Genomic DNA, 21,036 nt, shown 5'->3' with positions numbered 1-21,036 from the left:
GGCGACGCGGGACTTCCCGCCCGGCCCGCACATGCAACGGGGGCGCACCTGGTACCGGGGTGCGCCCCTCGTCCTGTGCCCGGGCGGCGACAACGGCCCGGCACGCACCATCAGTTGTGGCCGAAGCTGCGCTCCCGCTTGCGGGGCGCCACGTCGCCGGGGGTCACCTCGACCTCGGGGCGGGGCTCGGCATCCGCCGCGGGCCGCCGGCTCGCCTGCTGCCCGCGCTCGGTCGGCCGCTGCTTTCGGTCACGGTTCTTGTTCTTGGCCATGGTGATACCTCCTGTGGGGATCCGGTGCCAGGGCCGGGACCAGGTTCACACAAGCCGACAACGGACGCATGTCGGACAATTACCGTGCGTGACAAGGCGGCTGACCGGGCGGCCGCCCGAAACGCCACGCCGAAGATCGAGTCCCGGCCGTTAACCCCGGCGCGGTCGGGCAGACTCGAAGCAAGTCGGAAGCAAGCCCGAAGCAAACCCGAAGCAGACCTCCCGGAAAGAGGGTGGATCGCGTGGACCGCTGCATCGTCCTGGTGGACGCCGGGTATCTGCTGGGGGCCGCCGCCAGTCTCCTCGCCGGGGAGCCCTCGCGGTCCCGCATCACCGTCGACCACACCGCCCTCATCCAGGCACTGCGGGAGCGGGCCGAGGCCGACACCGAGCGCCCGCTGCTGCGCATCTACTGGTTCGACGGCGCCCCCGACCGCGTCCCGCAGCCCGAACACCGCCGGCTGCGCGTGATGCCCCGGGTCACCGTCCGGCTCGGCGCCCTCACCCGCAGCGACGGCCGCTGGGCGCAGAAGGGCGTGGACGCCGCCATGCACGCCGAACTGACCGAGCTCGCCCGCAACCGCGCCTGCTCCGACATCGTCCTGGTCACCGGCGACGGCGACCTGCTGCCCGGCATGATGGCCGCCAAGGAGCACGGCGTCGCCGTCCACCTGTGGGCCGTACAGGCCGCCGACAACAACTACAACCAGTCCGAGGACCTGGTCGCCGAGGCCGACGAGCGGCGGGTGCTGGACCGCACGTGGATCACCAAGTCCGTCCGGGTCAAGGAGCTGACCGGGACCTGCGCCCCGCCGCCCGCCCCCCGCCCGGAGATTGCCGCGATCCTCTCCGCGCCGCTGCCCGAGTCGGCGCCGGCCGCCACGGCGGCTCCCGAGCGCCCGGCGCCGGAGCCGCGGCCCGCCGCGGCCACCCCGCAGAACGGCGGCGCGGAACGCGTCAGGAACGTGCCCACGCCCAAGGACCTCGCCGCCCTGCGCGCCGCCGGGCCGCCGCAGGTGCAGCACCCGGCGACGGCGACCCTGCGCTGGTCCTCCGACCGGGGCTGGGTGGACCGCCCCGGCGTGCCCGCCGAGCCGCCGGAGATCGCCTCCATGCCGACGCTGGCGCAGCTCACCACGGCCGAGCAGCGGTGGGCCGACCGGGAGGAGGACATCACCGCGGTCTCCGGCGACCCCTTCGAGGTCGGGCAGGTCTTCGCCCGCCGCTGGGTGGAGCGCCTGAGCGACCGCACCCACCTGGAGCGGCTGTCCGCGATGTACCCGCGCATCCCGCACCGCATCGACGGCGAGCTGCTGCGCTACGCGGCCCGCTTCGGCCTGCTCGCCCACAAGGACGACCAGATCGACGAGCACGACCGCTACGCCATCCGGGCGGGATTCTGGCGGGAGATCGACGGCCGCACGGGACAGGAGCGCACCCTGGCGGACGCCTGAGGACACGGTCCCCGCGCTTTGTTCACCCCTCACCCTGTTTACGGAGTTTTGGGATACGGCTGACACTTCCCCGACCCGCGCTTGGTCCGCCCCGGAGGATCCGCCTCCCGGCACCGCCCCGGGGAGGGAACGGGCGGCCGGACCCCGTACCCTCGTCCTTTGTGAGTACGCGCACGGCACCCGAAGTTCGGCACGAGGACGACGTCGTGTGCGCGGTGCGCGGGCTGACCAAGACCTACCCGGCCGTGCGCGGCCGGCGCGGCGTCCCCGGCACGCCCGAGGTGCGGGCCACCGACGGGGTGGAGCTCGACGTCCGGCGGGGTGAGATCTTCGGCCTGCTCGGCCCGAACGGCGCCGGCAAGTCCACCCTGGTCCGCCAGCTCACCGGCCTGCTGCGGCCCGACGCCGGCAGCGTCCGCATCCTCGGCCACGACATCGTGCGCCACCCCGAGCTGGCCTCCCGCGTCCTCGCCTACCTCGGGCAGGAGTCGACAGCCCTCGACGAGCTCACCGTGGCGCTGGCGGCCGAGACCACCGGGCGGCTGCGCGGCCTCCCCGCGCGGCGGGCGCGGGCGGAGCGGGACGCCGTCCTGGAGGAGCTGGGCCTCGGGCCGATCGCCGACAAGCCGCTGAAGAAGCTCTCCGGCGGGCAGCGGCGGCTCGCCTGCTTCGCCGCCGCGCTGGTGGGGGAGCGGCCGCTGCTGGTGCTGGACGAGCCGACCACCGGGATGGACCCGGTGGCCCGCCGCGCGGTGTGGGCGGCCGTGGACCGGCGGCGCGCCGAGCGCGGCACCACGGTCCTGCTGGTCACGCACAACGTCATCGAGGCCGAGACCGTGCTCGACCGGGTCGCCGTCCTCGACCGCGGCCGGGTGATCGCCTGCGACACGCCCGCCGGGCTGAAGGAGAAGGTCGCCGGCGAGGTGCGGGTGGAGCTGGTGTGGCGCGACCGGGCCCCCCTGGAGGTTCCCGAGGTCGCCGCGCTGCACGCGCGGGCGGTGGAGGCGGGCCGGCGCTGGACGCTGCGGCTCGCCCCCGAGGAGGCCCGCGCGGCCGTCGCCACGGTGACCGGCGGCGCCGCCTTCGCGGCCCTGGACGACTTCACCCTCGCCACGCCCAGCCTCGAGGACGTCTACCTGGCGCTGGGCGGGGCCGCACGGCAGGGTCTGGTGAGGACGTGAGCGTGCAGGCCGCCGCATCCGTAGGAAACGGCGAGCGGGTCCGTCCCGGTGACGGCCCCGCCGCCGTGGGGAAGAGGAGCAGCTCGACGTGAGTGTCGTACCCGCCGAGGTCAGGCCGGGCGGTGGCGCGCCGGCCGCTTCCGGCGCGGCCGCGGACGCGGCCGGGCTCGGGCCGCGCGCGCGGCTGTGGCCGTCGCTGGCGGCCGTGTACCGGGCGCAGCTCTCCCGGGCCCGGGTGGCGCGCATCCCGCTGCTGTGCGTGGCGGTCTTCCAGTCCGTCGGCATCATGATCATGATGCGGGGGGTGGTCGACGACGGCGGCAGCGACGCCCGCTCCGTGGTCGCCGGCTCCTCCGTGGTCGTCGTCGCCTACGTCGCCCTGAACCTGCTCGCCCAGTACTTCGGGCAGCTGCGCGCCGGCGGCGGCCTCGACCACTACGCGACGCTGCCGGTGCCGCCCGCGGCCGTGGTGCTGGGCGCGGCGGGCGCGTACGCCTCCTTCACCGTGCCCGGGACCGTGGTGACCGCCGTCTTCGGGTGCCTGCTGTTCGGGCTGCCGCTGGGCAATCTGTGGGTGCTGGTGGCGGTGATCCCGCTGGCCGGCGCCGCGCTGTCCGGGCTGGGCGCCGCCTGCGGGCTGCTCGCGCCGCGGCCCGAGCTCGCCACGCTGCTCGGGCAGCTCGGCATGTCGGCGGCGCTGCTGCTGGGCGTGCTGCCGGCCGACCGGATGCCCGAGGTGATCCGCCTCGCCCGCGACCTGCTGCCCTCCACCTACGGCGTGGAGGCCTACGCGCGCACCTTCGGCGCGCACCCCGACTGGACGTTCGTCGCCGGCGACCTGGCCGTGTGCGCCGGCGTCGGCGTCGTCTCGCTGGCCGTCGCGACGTGGGCGTACCGCCGTGCCGCCGTCCGGTGACGCGCCGCACGGGCGGGCCTGGCACGATGGCAGGGTGACCGCACCACTGACTCCCCCTCAGCCGCCGCACCGCCCGCACGCCCAGGACGCGCAGTCCGCCCGGCCGGCGGGCGACGCCCAGCAGCCGCAGGAGCAGCACGGCCCGCAGGCCCAGGGCCGGCCGGTGCCGGCCGCCGGGGACGGCCCGGGGTGGGCCGCCCACCGGCAGGACGGACCCGGGGTGAGGACGGAGATACGGGAGGCCGCCGTGGTGACGGCGGCCGTGACGCTCGCCGGTGTGCTGCTCGGGCTGCTGTGGTCCTGGCTGGCGCCGCGCGTGCCGCTGGTCGGCGACGTCTCCGGCGGCGGCTGGGTGGTCTACCTCAAGGACACCGAGGGCGAGCAGGCGATCGGTGTCGACGGAACGTTCACGCTGCTCGCGGTGGCCTTCGGCGCGGTCAGCGCGGCCGCGGTGTTCCTGGCGCGGCGGCACGGCGGGGTGGCGCTCGTGGCGGCCCTGGGCGTCGGCGGGCTGCTCGGCTCCCTGCTGGCGTGGCGGGTCGGGGTGTGGCTCGGCCCCGCCCACGACGTGATCGCCCACGCCAAGCAGGTGGGCAAGGGCGTGACGTTCTCCGCACCGCTCAAGCTCGGCGCGAAGGGCGCGCTGCTGGCGTGGTCGCTGGCGGCGCTGATCGTGCACCTCGGCCTCACGGCACTGTTCGGACCGCGCGACCCGGACCCCTACCCGCAGGGCCCCTACCCGCAGGGCCCCGGCCAGGAGCCGCACGGGGAGTCGCCGGCGCGGGGCTGACCGCCTCCGGCAGGCCCCGGCCGCCCGGCCGCTCGACCGCAGGAGGCGGCCGGCGCCGAGCGGTCAGGCACGCCCGACCGGGGCGAGGACGGCGTCCGTGAGCCGGACGAGGTCGGCGGGGGCGAGTTCGACCTCCAGGCCGCGGCGGCCGGCGGAGACGCAGATCGTGGCGTGGGCGGCGGCGGAGGCGTCGACCACCGTGGGCAGCCTCTTGCGCTGGCCGAGCGGGGAGATGCCGCCGCGCACGTAACCGGTGGTGCGCTCGGCGAGCGCCGGGTCGGCCATGACCGCGCGCTTCCCGCCCACCGCCGAGGCCAGCGCCTTCAGGTCGAGGGAGCCCGACACCGGCACCACGGCCACGGTGAGCCGTCCGTCGACCTCCGCCACGAGCGTCTTGAACACCCGCTCCGGGGAGACGCCCATCGCCTCCGCGGCCTCCTCGCCGTAGGAGGGGTGGGCGGGGTCGTGCTCGTAGGCGTGCACGGTGTACGGCACGCCCGCGGCCGTCAGCGCCACCGTCGCCGGGGTCCCGCCGGACTGCTGCTTCTTCGCCTTCTTCGCCATCTCGTCCGTCAGTTCAGGCTCGTCGGGCCGCGCGTCAGGTCCGACGCCGGCAGTGACGGCAGCGTACGGATGATCGCGGTCTCGGAGCGAAGGAGTTTCAGCTCGTCGCGCAGCCGCGAGGCGGTGTCGGGAGCCTGCAGCAGCCGCTGCCTCGTCGGCGTGTCCAGCATCATCGCGGCGGCGACCAGGTACGACACCACGGACGGCTCGTCCGGCAGCTCCGCCTCGGCGGCCAGCGACCGCTCCCGCGCGCCCGCCAGCCGCTTCTGGTACCGGCGGAAGGCCCGCAGCACCCGCTCGGCCAGCTCCCCCGGCTCGTCGCCGGGTTCCTCCGGCAGCTCCTGCAACTCGCCCGTCAGGTACGCGCCGGAGGCGTCGACCGACAGCAGCCGTACCCGGGTGGTGCCCGTCACCAGCACCTCGAAGGTGCCGTCGGCCCGTTCCCGGATGGTGGCCGCGTCGGCGACGCAGCCCACGCCGTGGAAGGCCCGGGCCGGGTCGGGGCCGAAGCCGGCCGCGGGTCCCCGTTCGGGCAGCGCCGTCGGGTCCGGCATGCCGGGTGCGCTCGGCGCCACTTCGTGGCCGTCGCGGATCGCCACGACGGCGAACCGCCGGGGTGCCTCCTCGGGCGTCTTCAGCAGGTCGCGCATCAGGGCGCGGTACCGCTCCTCGAAGACGTTCAGCGGCAGGACGAGCCCCGGGAACAGCACCGTGTTCAGGGGGAAGAGCGGGAGCCGGACGGTGGTCACGGCGCACCAGCCTAACCGCCGGGGAAGTCCACCCGTCCGCCGCGCGCCTCCCGGGACCGCCGGGGCCGCGGCAGCGGCCCGCCGCCGGCCCCCTTCCCGGACCTGCCGCCGGATCCCTCCCCGGGCCCGGCGCCGCCCGCGCGCTCCCGCACCTCCTCCCGCACCCGCAGGAAGCGGCCCAGCGGATCGTCGCAGTCCCGGTCCCAGGGGAACGACGTCGCGTACGGACCGGTCAGGCGCAGCTGCTCCAGGGCGTCCGTCCAGCGCTCCAGACGTATGAGGACGTACACCAGCAGGTTGCGCAGCGGCGCTGGCCACACCTCGGCGGGCGGGAAGGACGACGACAGGGCGATCGCCCTGTCGGCCGCCGCGTGCAGCCGCTGCGGCGGGACCGCGTCGCGGCCGCCGCTCTCGCTCAGGCACAGGTACGCGGCCCGCAGCGGCAGCGCGGCCAGCAGCGAGCCGGGCGGGGCGTCGTCGGCGGCCGGCTCGGCGAAGTCGAGGCAGGCCCGGTGGGCGGCCGCAGTGCCCTCCGTCCCGCCGTAGACCTCGGCCAGGTAGTGCAGGGCGGCCACGTGGCTGCCGTAGTGGTGCGGGCAGCGGCGGACCGCCTCCGCCCACAGGCCCTCGAAGGCCGCGCTCCCGGCCCGGGTGCCGCGCGCGTGGTCGAGCGCGATCCGCCACGGCACCGGATCGCGCGGGCCGGCCTCGGCGGCGGCCGCGATCAGCGGGCCCACCGGGTGCAGCAGCTCCGCCCGGGCCGGCGACTCCCACACGCGGTCGACCGCGAGCCGTGCCCGCAGCAGCAGCGCGTCCGGATCGTCCGGGGCGGCGGCGCACCACTCCTCGAACCACTCCGGGCGCGAGCGCGCGAACGCGGCGAGCCGCTGCGCGTACCGGTCGCGGTGCTCCCACTCGGCGGCCTCGCGGGTGGCGGCGAGCAGTGCCGCCGCGGGCGTGAACTCGCCGCGCCCGGCCGCGACCAGCGCGGGGCCGAGCCGGTCGTCGGGCGCGTCGAGGAGCACCTCGTCGTCGGCGGGGAGTCCGGTGGCGAGGTCGCGCCCGGCATCGGGCGCCGCGGCCGTACGCGGGGTACGGGCCGTACGGGTGAACGCGTGCAGCAGAGCCATGGTGCCGACCATTCAAAGGCCGCAGGTCCACCACGCGCCAGCGGGCCCGGGCAACCCGCGGAAAGTTGTATGCGAGCAGGTCAAGGCAGGGTAAAGGGTGACCGTTCGCCCTGTTCGGCCCCTGTAGTACTTCTGTGGGCATACCAAAGAAATCGTGAACCCGCCCGGTGGGTCCGGTGAAGGTCCGTCACATCGGTCGTCGCGCACACCGGCGGCGTGCGCCGGCCGTCCCCGGGCGCGGCGGCCGGTCCGGGGTGTGCGGCGACCGGTCCGGGCGGGCCGGCCGCCGCACACGCGGCCGTCCTCCGGGGCTGCGCATCCGCCCGCTCACGGGTCCGCGCATCCGCCCGCTCAGCTCCGGCGCAGCATCCGCGTCGCCCCCGCCGCCACCGTCGTCGCCAGCGTCCAGCCCAGCAGGACCATCGCCGCCGCCAGCCACTGCCAGCCGCCGCGCAGCTGCCACTGGCCCGCCTGGCCGAGGTCGACGACCGGCAGCAGCAGGTCCAGGGTGAACAGCGCGGGGTCCCACGCGGGGTGCCGGCCCGCGTCGACCGGGGGATGGCCGGCGTGCGCGAAGGCGAGCGATCCGGCCGCCCACAGCACCGCCATCCATACCGCGGCCCGGCCGGGCCGGTAGCCGTAGGCGACCGTCCAGTCCTGCAGCAAGCCCCACGCCTTGAGAGCGGGCGGCAGGGTCTCGCGGCGGCGGCGCTGCTTGGCCAGCAGCACCTCGCGCGCGTCCTCGTCCTCCCCGGCGCCGCGCAGCACCGCCGCGAGGCGCTCGTACGGCTCCGGGTTGTACTCGGCGGTCGCCGCCTCCAGCCAGCGCAGGCGCTCGGTGAGCGGGAACGGCCCGCGCGGGACGAGGCTGTCGTAGGTGAAGCCGCCCATGTGCAGGCTGCCGGGGCCGGGCCAGCTGCTCGCCCGGTCGACGAGGTTGCCGACGCGGGCGCCGGAGAGGACCACGCTGCCGTGGACCGGCCGCTCGCCGAGGAAGCGCAGCTCCGGCGTCTGCACCCGGCGCAGGGACAGCTCCTGGTCGTCGGTGAGGGTGAACCGGGCCCGCTCCAGGTCGACCGCGTCGCCGAACCGCCCGTCGTCCAGCCGTATCCCGCCCCGGCACTCGAAGCGCTGCACGCGGGTGCCGCGCGCCGGGGTGATCCCGCTCAGCAGGGGGCTGCCCAGGCCGGCCGGGGTCAGGTACAGGGTGCGCTCCACGGTCAGCTGCGGCGCGTTCAGCGCGAACCGCGCGCCGGGGTTGGCGAGCCGGGCGCCGCGCAGGCTCAGCGACACCCCCACCTTGGCGCTGCGCAGGCTCAGCTCGCCGTCCGACTCCAGCATCTCCGCCTGCAGATCCTGCCCGACGGTCATGCCGTCGGCGGTGATCGACCGGCCGCCGCGGCCGCGGTGCACGACCGCCTGGTTGAGCAGCAGGTCCGTGCCTATGTGCGCGTCGGTGAGCCGTATGCCCTGGTGGAAGCGGGAGCGCGGCAGGTGCAGGTCGCCCTCGGTGTGCAGCCGGGCGGCCTCCAGGCGCGGCACCGAGCAGTCGACCAGCCGTACGGTCGTGCAGCGGGCCTCCGGCAGCCGCACCTCCTGCTCGAAGCGGCAGCCGGTCATCTCCACGTACGGCAGCACCGTGCCGCCCGCCAGGTCCAGGGTGCCGGTGACGCGCACGCCCGCCAGCTTCAGCGACGACACGCGGCCCGCGAGCGCGGGCGGCCCGTCCAGCAGCAGCCAGCACACGATCCGCGCGCGCACGCTCCGCTCCGGTCCCCACGGATGGCCGCCGTGCGGGTCGTCCACGGCCGGGTCGCCGGCGCGCAGGTCGTAGAGGCTGCCGTCGCGGAAGGCCTGCCACATGCCCGCCTCGGCGGGGGTCAGTCCGTCCGGCGGCTCCCCGTCGCCGCGGGTGCCCGTGCCCGCCTCCTCCGTCACCGCACGTCCCTTCCTTCTCGTCCTTCTCGGTTACTCACCGGTTCACCCCTTCGTACAGCAGTTCATGCCCGCTGAGTGACGAGATGAACACAGAAAGTGAGGATGTCTTCGGGGATGTGCCGGTCGCCGGACGGTCCGCGCCGGCGGCCTCACCGGCGCCCGCGCGACACTCCCGCCGGCGCCCGCGCGACACTCCCGCCGGCGCCCGTGCCGACGGTCCCGTCACCGTCCGTGTGATGCCCGTGCGGCGGCCCCGTCGCCCTCCGTGCGGGCGGCCCGTGCCGCGGTGGCTTCGCCGGTGGTCCGCGTGGCGCTCCGTACCGGTGGCCGAGCGTTCCGTATCAGCCATTGATACGGACGGACGGGCCGTCGCGCCGGTCTGCGAGAATTGACCCCGTGATCTCCCGAATCGATCTGCGCGGCGACGCCCTCCCCGAGGGCCCCGCCCTGCGTGACCTGCTGCCCCGAGCCGACTTCGACGTTCAGGCCGCACTGGAGAAGGTGCGTCCGATTTGCGAGGCCGTGCATCATCGGGGCGACGCGGCGCTGATCGACTTCGCCGAGAAGTTCGACGGCGTACGCCTGGAGTCCGTCCGGGTCCCGGCCCAGGCGCTCACCGACGCCCTGGAGGGGCTGGATCCGGCCGTGCGCGCGGCCCTGGAGGAGTCCATCCGCCGCGCCCGCCTGGTCCACCGCGAGCAGCGCCGTTCGACCCGCACCACGCAGGTGGTGCCCGGCGGCACGGTCACCGAGAAGTGGGTCCCGGTCGACCGCGTCGGCCTGTACGCGCCGGGCGGCCGCTCCGTCTACCCGTCCTCCGTGATCATGAACGCGGTACCGGCGCAGGAGGCCGGCGTCGAGTCCATCGCGCTCGCCTCCCCGGCCCAGGCCGAGTTCGGCGGCCTGCCCCACCCGACGATCCTCGCCGCCTGCGCCCTGCTCGGCGTCGACGAGGTCTACGCGGCCGGCGGCGCCACGGCCGTCGCGATGTTCGCCTACGGCACCGAGTCCTGCCCGCCCGCGAACATGGTCACCGGCCCCGGCAACATCTGGGTCGCCGCCGCCAAGCGCTACTTCACCGGCCGTATCGGCATCGACGCCGAGGCCGGCCCGACCGAGATCGCCGTCCTCGCCGACGACACCGCCGACCCGGTGCACGTCGCGGCCGACCTGATCAGCCAGGCCGAGCACGACCCGCTGGCCGCCGCCGTCCTGGTCACCGACTCCCTCGCCCTCGCCGACGCGGTGGAGAAGGAGCTGGAGGCGCAGGTCGCGGCCACCCGGCACGTCGAGGACCGGATCCGCCCGGCCCTCACCGGCAAGCAGTCCGCGATCGTCCTCGTCGACGGCATCGACGAGGGCCTGCGCGTGGTGAACGCCTACGGCGCCGAGCACCTGGAGATCCAGACCGCCGACGCCGCCGCCGTCGCCGACCGCGTGCGCAACGCCGGCGCCGTCTTCATCGGCCCCTGGGCGCCGGTCTCGCTCGGCGACTACGCGGCCGGCTCCAACCACGTCCTGCCCACCGGCGGCTGCGCCTGCCACTCCTCGGGCCTGTCCGTCCAGTCCTTCCTGCGCGGCATCCACGTCGTCGACTACACGCGGGACGCGCTCGCCGAGGTCGCGCACCACGTGGTCACGCTGGCGGAGGCGGAGGACCTGCCGGCGCACGGCGCGGCGATCAAGGCCCGGTTCGGCTGGAAGGTGCCTGAGAGCAAGTGAGCATCGCCATCGACGACCTCCCCGTGCGGGAGGAGCTGCGCGGCAAGTCGCCCTATGGCGCGCCCCAGCTCGACGTGCCCGTACGGCTGAACACCAACGAGAACCCCTACCCGCTGCCCGAGCCGCTGGTCGAGCGGATCGCCGAGCGGGTGCGCGAGGCCGCCCGCGGCCTGAACCGCTACCCGGACCGGGACGCGGTCGAACTGCGCACCAAGCTCGCCGAGTACCTCACCAGGACCGGCGGCCACCCGGTCGGCGTCGAGAACGTGTGGGCCGCCAACGGCTCCAACGAGGTCATCCAGCAGCTGCTGCAGACCTTCGGCGGACCCGGGCGCACGGCGATCGGCTTCGAGCCGTCGTACTCGATGCACTCCCTCATCGCGCGCGGGACGGGCACCGGCTGGATCTCCGGCCCGCGCCGCGACGACTTCGGCATCGACATCGAGGCGGCCGTGCGCGCGATCGCCGAGCACCGGCCCGACGTCGTCTTCGTCACCACCCCCAACAACCCCACCGGCAACACCGTCCCGCGCGAGACCGTCCTCGCGCTGTACGAGGCGGCGCAGGCGGCCAAGCCGTCCATGGTCGTCGTCGACGAGGCGTACGTCGAGTTCAGCCACGGCGACTCGCTGCTGCCGCTGATCGAGGGCCGGCCGCACCTGGTGATCTCCCGCACCATGTCGAAGGCGTTCGGCGCGGCCGGCCTGCGCCTGGGCTACCTCGCCGCGCACCCGGCGGTGGTGGACGCCGTGCAGCTCGTCCGCCTGCCGTACCACCTGTCGGCCGTCACCCAGGCCACCGCGCTGGCCGCGCTGGAGCACACCGACACGCTGCTGGGCTACGTCGAGCAGTTGAAGGCCGAACGGGACCGCCTGGTCGCCGAGCTGCGCGCGATCGGCTACGAGGTCACCGAGTCGGACGCCAACTTCGTGCAGTTCGGACGCTTCCCCGACGCCCACGAGGCCTGGCGGAAGATCCTCGAGCGGGGTGTGCTGGTCCGGGACAACGGCGTACCGGGATGGCTGCGGGTCACCGCCGGAACGCCCGAGGAGAACGACGCGTTCCTCGACGCGGTCCGTGAGTTGAAGAAGGAGCAGAGCCGATGAGCCGCGTGGGACGCGTGGAACGCACCACCAAGGAGACCTCGGTCGTCGTCGAGATCGACCTCGACGGCACCGGGCGGACCGACATCTCGACCGGGGTCGGCTTCTACGACCACATGCTCGACCAGCTCGGCCGGCACGGCCTGTTCGACCTGACCGTGAAGACCGAGGGCGACCTGCACATCGACTCCCACCACACCATCGAGGACACCGCCCTCGCGCTCGGTGCCGCCTTCCGGCAGGCGCTCGGCGACAAGGTGGGCATCCACCGCTTCGGCACCTGCGCGGTCCCGCTGGACGAGGCCCTCGCCCAGGTCACCGTCGACCTCTCCGGCCGCCCGTACCTGGTGCACACCGAGCCGGAGAACATGGCGCCGATGATCGGCCAGTACGACACCACGATGACCCGGCACATCCTGGAGTCCTTCGTCGCCCAGGCGCAGATCGCGCTGCACGTGCACGTGCCCTACGGGCGCAACGCGCACCACATCGTGGAGTGCCAGTTCAAGGCCCTCGCGCGGGCGCTGCGCTACGCGTCCGAACGCGACCCGCGTGCGGCGGGCATCCTGCCGTCCACCAAGGGGGCGCTGTGAACGGTCTGTCGACCGTCCTGATCGTGGTCGGGCTCTTCTTCGTCGGCGGCGTCATCTCCTTCGTCAAGCAGAAGATGCCGAAGAGCCTCATCGTGCTGCTGTCGGCGGCCGCCGCGATGTGCCTCGTCGCCGGCGTCCTGCGGCTGGAGGTGTGGAACTGATGGGCACCGGAGCGAAGAAGGTCGTGGTCTTCGACTACGGCTTCGGCAACGTCCGCTCCGCCGAGCGCGCCCTCGCCCGCGCGGGCGCCGACGTGGAGATCACCCGCGACTACGACCGGGCCATGAACGCCGACGGGCTCCTCGTCCCCGGCGTCGGCGCCTTCGCCGCGTGCATGCAGGGCCTGAAGCAGGCGCGCGGCGACTGGATCATCGGCCGGCGGCTGGCCGGCGGGCGCCCCGTCCTGGGCATCTGCGTCGGCATGCAGATCCTGTTCGCGCGCGGCATCGAGCACGGCGTGGAGGCCGAGGGCCTCGGCGAGTGGCCCGGCACCGTGGAGCCGCTGCAGGCCGACGTCGTGCCCCACATGGGCTGGAACACCGTCGACGCGCCGGCCGGCTCCCAACTGTTCGCCGGCCTGGACGCCGGCACCCGCTTCTACTTCGTGCACTCCTACGCCGTGCACGACTGGACCCTGGAGACCCACAACCCGGCGATCGACGCCCCGAAGGTCACCTGGGCCACGCACGGCAAGCCGTTCGTGGCGGCCGTGGAGAACGGCGCCCTGTGGGCCACCCAGTTCCACCCCGAGAAGTCCGGCGACGCCGGCGCGCAGCTGCTCACCAACTGGATCGGAACCCTGTAGAGACATGGCCAAGCTCGAACTCCTCCCCGCCGTCGACGTCCGCGACGGGCAGGCCGTCCGCCTGGTGCACGGCGAGTCCGGTACCGAGACCTCCTACGGCTCCCCGCTCGAGGCCGCCCTGGCCTGGCAGCGGGCGGGCGCGGAGTGGCTGCACCTGGTCGACCTGGACGCCGCCTTCGGCACCGGGAACAACCGGGAGCTGATCGCCGAGGTCACCCGGGCGATGGACATCAAGGTGGAGCTGTCCGGCGGCATCCGCGACGACGACACGCTGGCCGCCGCCCTGGCCACCGGCTGCACCCGCGTCAACCTCGGCACCGCCGCCCTGGAGAGCCCCGAGTGGGTCGCCCGGGTCATCGCCGAGCACGGCGAGAAGATCGCCGTCGGCCTCGACGTGCGCGGCACCACCCTGCGCGGCCGCGGCTGGACCCGCGACGGCGGCGACCTCTACGAGACGCTGGAGCGCCTCAACAAGGAGGGCTGCGCCCGCTACGTCGTCACCGACATCGCCAAGGACGGCACGCTCCAGGGCCCCAACCTGGAACTGCTGCGGAACGTGTGCGCGGCGACCGACCGCCCGGTGGTGGCCTCCGGCGGCGTGTCGTCGCTGGACGACCTCCGGGCGATCGCCGAACTGGTGCCGCTCGGTGTCGAAGGGGCCATCGTCGGGAAGGCGCTGTACGCGAAGGCGTTCACCCTGGAAGAAGCCTTGGAGGCGGTGTCGTCATGACGTCCGAAGCCGTGCGGCGCGTGCAGAGCGGGAATCCCTGGGAAGAGAGTTTCGGTTTCGCACGCGCCGTCGCGGCGGGCGACCGCGTCCTGGTGGCGGGCACGACCCCGTTCCGGGGCGATGTGCTGTACGGGGAGGGCGACCCGTACGCGCAGGCGAAGGCCGCGTTCACCAGCGCGCTGGAGGCGATCGGGGAGTTCGGGCTGGGCGTCGAGTCCGTGATCCGCACCTCCATGTACCTGGCGCACCCGCGGGACCTGGAGGAGGTCGGCCGGGCCCACAAGGAGCTGTTCGACTCCGTGCGGCCGGTGGCGACCTTCCTGGTCGTGGAGGGGTTCGTCGACCCGCGCGTGCTGGTGTCGGTGGAACTCGAGGCCTACAGAGGCCGGTAGAAGCAGTAGTTCAGAATTGTCTGGTTCCGGATTGTTCGGTTTCGGATTGTCCGGTTTCGGATTGTTCGGTAAGGAGCCGTGAAGTCATGACCCTGGCGGTCCGAGTCATCCCCTGCCTGGACGTGGACGGCGGCCGGGTCGTCAAGGGCGTCAACTTCCAGAACCTGCGCGACGCGGGCGACCCGGTCGAGATGGCCAAGGTGTACGACGCCGAGGGCGCGGACGAGCTGACGTTCCTGGACATCACCGCCTCGTCCGGCAACCGCGAGACCACCTACGACGTGGTGCGCCGCACCGCGGAGCAGGTGTTCATCCCGCTGACCGTGGGCGGCGGCGTGCGCACCGCCGAGGACGTCGACCGGCTGCTGCGGGCCGGCGCCGACAAGGTGGGCGTCAACACGGCGGCGATCGCCCGCCCCGAACTGATCCGCGAGATCGCGGAACGCTTCGGCAGCCAGGTGCTGGTGCTGTCCGTGGACGCCCGCCGCACCCCGGAGGGCACCAGCACCCCCTCCGGCTTCGAGGTCACCACCCACGGCGGCCGCCGCGGCACCGGCATCGACGCCGTCGAGTGGGCGCACCGGGCCGCCGAACTGGGCGCCGGCGAGATCCTGCTGAACTCCATGGACGCCGACGGCACCAAGGACGGCTACGACCTGGAGATGATCGCGGCGGTCCGCAAGCACGTCACCGTCCCGGTCATCGCCTCCGGCGGCGCCGGCCGGCTCGCCGACTTCGCCCCGGCGGTCGAGGCGGGCGCGGACGCGGTGCTGGCCGCCTCGGTCTTCCACTTCGGCGACCTGCGCATCGGCGAGGTCAAGCAGACACTGCGGGAGGCGGGACACCCCGTCCGATAGGACGCCTCGCCCGGCGGACGCCTCGCCCGGTGGGCCCCCTGCCCGCCGGGTGGCAGCCGACCGGTACGGGGCGCGCCGGGTGATCCTCGGCAGCGGCGCGCTGCGCCCTCGCCGTCACCGCGGTCGCGCTGCCGGCGGGCGCGTCGCTGCCGCTCGTGACCTGACGCGACCCGACGGAACCCGGTGAGACCCGACGGGCCCCGGTGCGGAAGGACCGGCGGTCGGCCGTTCAGATCCCGAGTTGTTTCGCCTCGTGCAGCCGGGCGATCGCCTCCTTGTCGCCGTCCAGCTCGACCTTGGCCGCGCTCTGCCGCCCCAGGGCGAACATCAGCAGCTCCGACGGCTCACCGGTGGCCGTGACCACCGGGGTGCCGCGGTGGGCGACCGTCGTCTGGCCGTTGGGGCGGCGCAGCACCAGGCCCGTCGGGGCGCGGCGGCCCAGCAGGCGCGCGGTGCGCTCCAGGCGGGACCACAGGGTGTCCTGGAAGACAGGGTCGAGCTCGCGCGGCGTCCAGTCGGGCTGGGCGCGGCGGACGTCCTCGGTGTGGACGTAGAACTCGACGGTGTTCGCCACCTCGTCGATCTGCTTGAGCTGGAAGGGTGAAAAGCGCGGCGGGCCGGTGCGGATGAGCTGCAGCAGCTCCTCGTACGGCTTCCCGGCGTACTCCGCCATCACCCGGTCCAGGCGCGGGGCGAGCTGCTTGATCAGTGCGCCTCCGGCCGCGTCGGGCCGGCGTTCGCGCACCACCACGTGCGCCGCGAGGTCCCGGGTCCGCCAGCCCTCGCACAGGGTCGGCGCGTCCGGGCCGGTCGTCTCCAGGAGATCGGCGAGCAGAAGCCGTTCACGCTTGGCAAAGGTCGACATGACGTCAGCCTACGACCGAGTAGCGTGCCCGGACAGTGGACAGCGGGCCGGGCCGCCGCCGTGGCGCGGCACAATGGCCCCATGACCAGCGCACCCCGGCGGCCCAGCCGGCTCGACCCCGACATCGCCGCGCGCCTGAGGCGCAGCCCCGACGGCCTCCTGCCCGCCATCGCCCAGCAGTACGACACCGGCGAGGTGCTGATGCTGGGCTGGATGGACGACGAGGCGCTGCACCGCACGCTGACCACGGGCCGGTGCACGTACTGGTCGCGCAGCCGTCAGGAGTACTGGGTCAAGGGCGACACCTCCGGCCACGTGCAGTACGTCAAGTCCGTCGCGCTGGACTGCGACGCCGACGCCGTGCTGGTCAAGGTCGACCAGGTGGGCGCGGCCTGCCACACCGGCGACCGCACCTGCTTCGACGCCGACGTGCTGCTGAAGGACGCCGGTGCGGGCGCCGGCGCGCGGGATCAGTAAGGTCGGCGGCCATGGATCTCGAGACGTTCCGCAAGCTGGCCGGCGACCGCAGGGTCATCCCGGTCACCCGCAAGCTTCTGGCCGACGGCGACACCCCGGTCGCGCTGTACCGCAAGCTCGCCGCCGAGCGGCCCGGCACGTTCCTGCTGGAGTCCGCCGAGAACGGGCGCTCGTGGTCCCGCTACTCCTTCGTCGGCGTCCGCAGCGCCGCCACCCTCACCGAACGCGACGGGCGCGCCCACTGGCTGGGCACCCCGCCGGTCGGCGTCCCCACCGGCGGCGACCCGCTGGCCGCGCTGCGCGCCACCGTCGAGGCGCTGCACACCCCCCGCGACCTCGCCCACGACCTGGGCCTGCCCCCGTTCACCGGCGGCATGGTCGGCTACCTCGCCTACGACGTCGTGCGCCGCCTGGAGAGGATCGGCCCCGGGGAGCGCGACGACCTGCGGCTGCCCGAGCTGACCATGCTGCTCACCAGCGACCTCGCCGTCCTCGACCACTGGGACGGCACGGTCCTGCTGATCGCCAACGCCATCAACCACAACGACCTGGACACCGGCGTCGACGAGGCCTGGGCCGACGCCGTCGCCCGCCTCGACGCGATGGAGGCGGACCTGTCGCGGCCCGTCGCCCAGCCCCCGGCCGTCCTGCCGCCCTCGGAGCTGCCGGAGTACACCGCCCGCTGGGGCGGCCGGGACTTCCGCGAGGCGGTGGAGGACATCAAGGAGCGCATCCGGGCCGGCGAGGCCTTCCAGGTCGTCCCCTCCCAGCGGTTCGAGACCCCGTGCACGGCGAGCGCCCTGGACGTCTACCGGGTGCTGCGCGCGACCAACCCGTCGCCGTACATGTACCTGCTGCGCTTCGACGGCTTCGACGTCGTCGGGTCGTCCCCCGAGGCCCTGGTGAAGGTCGAGGACGGGCAGGCCCTGCTGCACCCCATCGCCGGCACCCGGCCCCGCGGCGCCACCCCGCAGGAGGACCAGGCCCTCGCCGAGGAGCTGCTGGCCGACCCCAAGGAGCGCGCCGAGCACCTCATGCTGGTCGACCTCGGCCGCAACGACCTGGGGCGGGTCTGCGAGCCGGGCTCCGTCGAGGTGGTGGACTTCATGTCCATCGAGCGCTACTCGCACGTCATGCACATCGTCTCCACGGTCACCGGCCGCCTCGCCGCCGGCCGCACCGCCTTCGACGTGCTCACCGCCTGCTTCCCGGCCGGCACCCTCTCCGGCGCGCCCAAGCCGCGCGCGATGCAGATCATCGACGAGCTGGAGCCGTCCCGGCGCGGCCTGTACGGCGGCTGCGTCGGCTACCTCGACTTCGCCGGCGACTCCGACACCGCCATCGCCATCCGCACCGCCCTGCTGCGCGACGGCACCGCGTACGTGCAGGCCGGCGCGGGCATCGTCGCCGACTCCGACCCGGTCGCCGAGGACACCGAGTGCCGCAACAAGGCGGCGGCCGTGCTGCGCGCGGTGCACACGGCGAATCGTCTGGGTAGCGCCTGAAGTGAACCCCGGGTGACGGTTCGCCCGGGGTGCAGGCGATAGTGGAGTACGTGACTGCCGTACCGCACCCCCGTCCCGAAGCCTTTGCAGCCGCCCGGTCCGGCCGACGGAGCCTCGCCGCCGCCCTGCTGTGCGGGGCGCTCGGCGCGGCCGTGTGCCTGCTGGCCAGCCGGCAGCGCTGGGCCGAGGGCTCCGCGACGGTGGCCGGCGGCTCCTTCCCGCTGACGGTGAAGGGCAGCGAGGTCACGGGCGTGCCCGCGGCGCTCGCCGTCGTGGGCCTGGCCGCGCTCGTCGCCGTCTTCGCCGTCCGCCGCGCCGGGCGCCTGCTGGTCGCCGCGCTGCTGGCGCTGTCCGGCGCGGGCGCCGCGGCCGCCGCCCTGCTCGGCGCCTCCGACAGCTCCGCCCTCGACGACCGGGCCCGGCAGGTCTCCGGCGACACCGCCGCCACCGCCGGGGCCCTCTCCCACACCGGCTGGCCGTACGTCGCCGCGGGCGGCGGGGCCCTGCTGCTTCTGGCGGGCCTGCTCGCCCTGCGCTACGGCCGCCTGTGGCCCGCCCTGTCCGGCCGCTACGAGCGCTCCGGCGCGCCCCGCGCCCGGGCCGCCCGCCCCGTCGACCCCGACCGCCCCGAGGACCTGTGGAAGGCCCTCGACCGCGGCGAGGACCCCACCGGCGCCTGACCCGCCCGCCCCGCGGGCGCGAGGCAGGGGCGACCCCCGGTCATCCGGCCCGCGCGGGTACGGGACAATGAAGGCGAGCATCCGGCTCAGACAGGTACACAGCAACGAGGAGCAAGTCATGGCGGGCAGCAGCCACGGTCACACCCCGGCCGCCTGGACCGGTGTCATCATCGCCTTCATCGGTTTCTGCATGGCGGGCGCCTTCACGGTGATGGCCAACCCGGTGGGCTTCTGGATCGGCATCGCCGTCATCCTCCTCGGCGCCGTCGTGGGCGGCATCATGCGCGCCATGGGCCTGGGCCAGGCCAAGGACCTGCACCCCGTGCACAAGCGGACGGGCGAGGAGTTTGAGCAGCGCGAGCCGGCGCGCACCGAGCACTGATCCGGCCCGGCACGGCCGCGCGGCCCCGTCGTACGGCACCGCTGTACGGCCGCGTGCCCTTGGCCGCGGGGCGGGACCGGGACGAGAGGTGCGGCACCGGCCGCCCCCTCGCCGCGCGCGTGCCGCCCCCGCGGGGCACAATGCCCGCGTGACCGCCGACCAGTCCCGCGCGACGCCCCGCCCCCCGGCCGTCCCCGCGCCCCGCGCCGCGACCGCGCACCGGCCGCCCCTGCACCGGCGGCTCGCCGTGCCCACCGGGGTCCTGGCCGCCGTGGCCGGGGCCTTCGCGTATGTGGGGGCCGTCGACCCCAACCAGCCGGGCCACTACCCGGTCTGCCCGCTGCTGCGGTACACCGGCCTGTACTGCCCGGGCTGCGGCGGGCTGCGCAGCGCGCACGCCGTCGTCCACGGGGACCTCCTCACCGCCGTGCGGGACAACGCCCTGGCCGTCGCCGGGTACGCCGGTTTCGCCGTGCTGTGGACCGTCTGGGTGGTGTGCGCGGTACGCGGCCGCCCGCTGCGCGCCACCCCGCCGCCGGCGCTGCTGTGGAGCCTGGGCGCGTTGCTGCTGATGTTCACGGTTGTCCGGAACCTGCCGTTCGGTGGCCTGCTCCACCCTTGATCGACAGCTGTGCGTCCGGGTAGGGGGACCCGCGTCAACCGGATGCGAGGGCTTCGCCCCGCTCCGGCTACCATCGCAGTGACCATCGGCTTCGCCTGCCGGGCGGGCCGCGTGACGGACAGCCGTCACGTCCACAGCCAACCGTCTGGAAGGGGGCCGCTCGCGTGAGTGTGCTCGACGAGATCATCGACGGAGTCCGTGCCGACCTCGCGGAGCGGCAGGCGCGCGTCAGCCTCGACGAGCTCAAGGAGCGCGCGGCGAAGGCCCCCGCCGCCCGGGACGGCGCGGCCGCCCTGCGCGGCGACGGCGTCCGGGTGATCTGCGAGGTCAAGCGCTCCAGCCCGTCCAAGGGCGCGCTCGCCGCGATCGCCGACCCGGCCGGACTCGCCGCCGACTACGAGGCGGGCGGCGCCGCCGTCATCTCCGTCCTGACCGAGCAGCGCCGCTTCGGCGGCTCCCTGGCCGACCTGGAGGCGGTCCGCGCGCGCGTGGACATCCCCGTGCTGCGCAAGGACTTCATCGTCACCGCGTACCAGCTGTGGGAGGCCCGCGCCCACGGCGCCGACCTCGCGCTGCTGATCGTCGCCGCCCTGGACCAGCCCGCCCTGGAGTCCCTCGTCGAGCGCGCCGAGTCCATCGGGCTCACGCCGCTGGTCGAGGTGCACGACGAGGAGGAGGTGGAGCGCGCGGTCGCCGCCGGCGCTCGCGTGATCGGCGTCAACGCCCGCAACCTCAAGACCCTCGAGGTGGACCGTACGACCTTCGAGCGGGTGGCCCCCGAGATCCCGGACGGCATCGTCAAGGTCGCCGAGTCCGGCGTGCGCGGCCCGCACGACCTGATCGCCTACGCCAACGCCGGCGCCGACGCCGTCCTGGTGGGCGAGTCCCTGGTCACCGGCAAGGACCCCAAGGCGGCCGTCGCCGACCTGGTGGCCGCGGGCGCCCACCCGGCGCTGCGGCACGGGCGGTCCTGAGCGGACGGCCGGTCGGGGGCGCGTCCGCCGGTAAGGTAGGCCTCGATGAAGCTGTCGATCACCCTGGCGTCCCGGGACCCGTACGCCCGCCTCGCGCGCGGCTGCCGGCCCCGCGGCTGCCGCGCGCCCGCCCGCCGGGTGCACGGCAGGCGGGTGCGCTACGTCATCGGGGACGAACCGGGCCAGGTCAACGGCATGCGATGGCCCGGGGCGCGCACGTCGCCCGCGGTGAGCCCGGCCGCGTCCCGCTGACGCACGCCGGTTCCCGGCCTTCCCCGCCCGGCGCGGGGCCCTTCCGCACACCGCCGTCGGCCCGTGCGCGGCCACCGTGACCC

Annotated in this window: 25 protein-coding genes; 19 read left to right on the top strand and 6 right to left on the bottom strand. The window is 74.7% G+C overall.

Annotated features, from left to right (window positions below; genetic code table 11):
* Window positions 1-110: 110 nt before the first annotated feature.
* Window positions 111-272, bottom strand: coding sequence for a hypothetical protein (locus tag IE225_RS01545; protein ID WP_229879126.1), 162 nt, complete (start codon window positions 270-272; stop codon window positions 111-113).
* A 242-nt stretch (window positions 273-514) separates the two neighbouring features.
* Here IE225_RS01545 and IE225_RS01540 point away from each other — a divergent pair, with 242 nt between their 5' ends.
* From IE225_RS01540 to IE225_RS01525, 4 genes are all read left to right on the top strand, one after another.
* On the top strand, window positions 515-1,726 hold the full coding sequence (locus tag IE225_RS01540) for an NYN domain-containing protein (protein ID WP_190055417.1): 1,212 nt from the start codon (window positions 515-517) through the stop codon (window positions 1,724-1,726).
* A gap of 206 nt (window positions 1,727-1,932) precedes the next feature.
* The gene (locus IE225_RS01535) at window positions 1,933-2,907 is read left to right on the top strand and encodes an ABC transporter ATP-binding protein (RefSeq protein WP_190055681.1); all 975 of its coding nucleotides are present in this window, start codon (window positions 1,933-1,935) and stop codon (window positions 2,905-2,907) included.
* An 88-nt stretch (window positions 2,908-2,995) separates the two neighbouring features.
* Entirely contained in the window at window positions 2,996-3,823 is an 828-nt protein-coding gene (locus IE225_RS01530) for an ABC transporter permease (protein ID WP_190055416.1), read from the top strand.
* 34 nt (window positions 3,824-3,857) lie between these two features.
* Window positions 3,858-4,613, top strand: a complete 756-nt coding sequence (locus IE225_RS01525; RefSeq protein ID WP_190055415.1) for an AAA family ATPase — start codon at window positions 3,858-3,860, stop codon at window positions 4,611-4,613.
* Window positions 4,614-4,676: 63 nt separating this feature from the next.
* Here IE225_RS01525 and ybaK read toward each other — a convergent pair whose 3' ends face one another.
* The 4 genes from ybaK to IE225_RS01505 all read right to left on the bottom strand — a co-directional run bounded on the left by ybaK (window position 4,677) and on the right by IE225_RS01505 (window position 8,994).
* Window positions 4,677-5,177 carry a Cys-tRNA(Pro) deacylase gene (ybaK, locus tag IE225_RS01520; RefSeq protein ID WP_190055414.1) on the bottom strand — a complete coding sequence of 167 codons (501 nt, stop codon included), beginning with the start codon at window positions 5,175-5,177 and terminating at the stop codon, window positions 4,677-4,679.
* An 8-nt stretch (window positions 5,178-5,185) separates the two neighbouring features.
* Window positions 5,186-5,926 carry an LON peptidase substrate-binding domain-containing protein gene (locus IE225_RS01515; RefSeq protein ID WP_190055413.1) on the bottom strand — a complete coding sequence of 247 codons (741 nt, stop codon included), beginning with the start codon at window positions 5,924-5,926 and terminating at the stop codon, window positions 5,186-5,188.
* A gap of 11 nt (window positions 5,927-5,937) precedes the next feature.
* Entirely contained in the window at window positions 5,938-7,068 is a 1,131-nt protein-coding gene (locus IE225_RS01510) for a hypothetical protein (protein ID WP_229879124.1), read from the bottom strand.
* A 339-nt stretch (window positions 7,069-7,407) separates the two neighbouring features.
* Window positions 7,408-8,994 (bottom strand): oxidoreductase, encoded by a 1,587-nt coding sequence (locus IE225_RS01505; protein WP_190055412.1) that lies wholly within the window; start codon window positions 8,992-8,994, stop codon window positions 7,408-7,410.
* A 396-nt stretch (window positions 8,995-9,390) separates the two neighbouring features.
* Between IE225_RS01505 and hisD the strand changes: the two genes are divergently transcribed.
* The 8 genes from hisD (at window position 9,391) to hisF (ending at window position 15,196) form a co-directional block, all read left to right on the top strand.
* Window positions 9,391-10,716, top strand: coding sequence for a histidinol dehydrogenase (gene hisD, locus IE225_RS01500; RefSeq protein ID WP_190055411.1), 1,326 nt, complete (start codon window positions 9,391-9,393; stop codon window positions 10,714-10,716).
* Window positions 10,713-11,822, top strand: coding sequence for a histidinol-phosphate transaminase (locus IE225_RS01495; RefSeq protein ID WP_190055410.1), 1,110 nt, complete (start codon window positions 10,713-10,715; stop codon window positions 11,820-11,822). Before hisD ends, IE225_RS01495 begins: the two co-directional genes overlap by 4 nt.
* Window positions 11,819-12,412, top strand: a complete 594-nt coding sequence (gene hisB / locus IE225_RS01490; RefSeq protein WP_190055409.1) for an imidazoleglycerol-phosphate dehydratase HisB — start codon at window positions 11,819-11,821, stop codon at window positions 12,410-12,412. Before IE225_RS01495 ends, hisB begins: the two co-directional genes overlap by 4 nt.
* Complete coding sequence (locus IE225_RS01485; RefSeq protein ID WP_190055408.1) at window positions 12,409-12,573, top strand: CG2302 family histidine operon protein; 165 nt, start codon at window positions 12,409-12,411, stop codon at window positions 12,571-12,573. The genes hisB and IE225_RS01485 overlap by 4 nt, the downstream gene beginning before the upstream one ends.
* On the top strand, window positions 12,573-13,217 hold the full coding sequence (gene hisH, locus IE225_RS01480) for an imidazole glycerol phosphate synthase subunit HisH (RefSeq protein WP_190055407.1): 645 nt from the start codon (window positions 12,573-12,575) through the stop codon (window positions 13,215-13,217). The genes IE225_RS01485 and hisH overlap by 1 nt, the downstream gene beginning before the upstream one ends.
* A gap of 4 nt (window positions 13,218-13,221) precedes the next feature.
* On the top strand, window positions 13,222-13,947 hold the full coding sequence (gene priA, locus IE225_RS01475) for a bifunctional 1-(5-phosphoribosyl)-5-((5-phosphoribosylamino)methylideneamino)imidazole-4-carboxamide isomerase/phosphoribosylanthranilate isomerase PriA (protein WP_190055406.1): 726 nt from the start codon (window positions 13,222-13,224) through the stop codon (window positions 13,945-13,947).
* Window positions 13,944-14,339 carry a RidA family protein gene (locus IE225_RS01470; RefSeq protein WP_190055405.1) on the top strand — a complete coding sequence of 132 codons (396 nt, stop codon included), beginning with the start codon at window positions 13,944-13,946 and terminating at the stop codon, window positions 14,337-14,339. Before priA ends, IE225_RS01470 begins: the two co-directional genes overlap by 4 nt.
* Window positions 14,340-14,425: 86 nt before the next feature.
* Complete coding sequence (gene hisF / locus IE225_RS01465; RefSeq protein WP_190055404.1) at window positions 14,426-15,196, top strand: imidazole glycerol phosphate synthase subunit HisF; 771 nt, start codon at window positions 14,426-14,428, stop codon at window positions 15,194-15,196.
* A 229-nt stretch (window positions 15,197-15,425) separates the two neighbouring features.
* On the opposite strand, the gene IE225_RS01460 is transcribed toward hisF, so the two are convergent.
* A complete protein-coding gene (locus IE225_RS01460) occupies window positions 15,426-16,061 on the bottom strand; it encodes a TIGR03085 family metal-binding protein (protein WP_190055403.1) in 636 nt (211 codons plus the stop codon).
* A gap of 81 nt (window positions 16,062-16,142) precedes the next feature.
* Between IE225_RS01460 and hisI the strand changes: the two genes are divergently transcribed.
* The 7 genes from hisI (at window position 16,143) to trpM (ending at window position 20,953) form a co-directional block, all read left to right on the top strand.
* Window positions 16,143-16,538 (top strand): phosphoribosyl-AMP cyclohydrolase, encoded by a 396-nt coding sequence (hisI, locus tag IE225_RS01455; RefSeq protein WP_190055402.1) that lies wholly within the window; start codon window positions 16,143-16,145, stop codon window positions 16,536-16,538.
* 11 nt (window positions 16,539-16,549) lie between these two features.
* Window positions 16,550-18,043, top strand: coding sequence for an anthranilate synthase component I (locus IE225_RS01450; RefSeq protein WP_190055401.1), 1,494 nt, complete (start codon window positions 16,550-16,552; stop codon window positions 18,041-18,043).
* 41 nt (window positions 18,044-18,084) lie between these two features.
* A complete protein-coding gene (locus tag IE225_RS01445) occupies window positions 18,085-18,723 on the top strand; it encodes a TIGR02234 family membrane protein (protein WP_190055400.1) in 639 nt (212 codons plus the stop codon).
* A 118-nt stretch (window positions 18,724-18,841) separates the two neighbouring features.
* A complete protein-coding gene (locus tag IE225_RS01440) occupies window positions 18,842-19,105 on the top strand; it encodes an HGxxPAAW family protein (protein ID WP_190055399.1) in 264 nt (87 codons plus the stop codon).
* Window positions 19,106-19,334: 229 nt separating this feature from the next.
* Window positions 19,335-19,727 carry a DUF2752 domain-containing protein gene (locus IE225_RS01435; protein WP_229879178.1) on the top strand — a complete coding sequence of 131 codons (393 nt, stop codon included), beginning with the start codon at window positions 19,335-19,337 and terminating at the stop codon, window positions 19,725-19,727.
* Between the two features lie 164 nt (window positions 19,728-19,891).
* Complete coding sequence (trpC, locus tag IE225_RS01430) at window positions 19,892-20,701, top strand: indole-3-glycerol phosphate synthase TrpC (protein WP_190055397.1); 810 nt, start codon at window positions 19,892-19,894, stop codon at window positions 20,699-20,701.
* Window positions 20,702-20,746: 45 nt separating this feature from the next.
* Complete coding sequence (trpM, locus tag IE225_RS01425; protein WP_190055396.1) at window positions 20,747-20,953, top strand: tryptophan biosynthesis modulator TrpM; 207 nt, start codon at window positions 20,747-20,749, stop codon at window positions 20,951-20,953.
* The last annotated feature ends 83 nt before the right edge of the window (window positions 20,954-21,036 follow it).

This window comes from Streptomyces echinoruber (assembly GCF_014651135.1).
Classification (GTDB): Bacteria; Actinomycetota; Actinomycetes; order Streptomycetales; family Streptomycetaceae; genus Streptomyces; species Streptomyces echinoruber.
This window is presented reverse-complemented; position numbering and strand designations above follow the sequence as displayed.